Genomic DNA, 276 nt, shown 5'->3' on the forward strand with positions numbered 1-276 from the left:
GCAGTGACGTGCGCGAGCACTACAAGCGCTATGCGCACTGGCTGGCGCAGCAACCCCCTGGGGTGATGCAGGATCGCCGGGCTGAAGCCGAGATGATCTTCCGGCGTGTGGGCATCACCTTTGCCGTGTATGGCGCCAAGGACGAAAGCGGGGCAGGCAACGAGCGGCTCATCCCGTTTGACCTCATCCCCCGCATCATCCCCGCGCACGAGTGGAGCCGCATGCAGCAGGGGCTGGTGCAGCGCGTCACGGCGCTCAACCGCTTCATCCACGACG

At 65.9% G+C, this 276-nt stretch carries 1 pseudogene; it reads left to right on the forward strand.

Annotation, left to right across the window (positions count from 1 at the left end):
- Nucleotides 1–276: pseudogene (locus CKO35_RS17730) on the forward strand (circularly permuted type 2 ATP-grasp protein); the annotation flags it as partial.

This window comes from Ectothiorhodospira shaposhnikovii, assembly GCF_016584105.1.
GTDB classification, from domain to species: Bacteria; Pseudomonadota; Gammaproteobacteria; order Ectothiorhodospirales; family Ectothiorhodospiraceae; genus Ectothiorhodospira; species Ectothiorhodospira shaposhnikovii.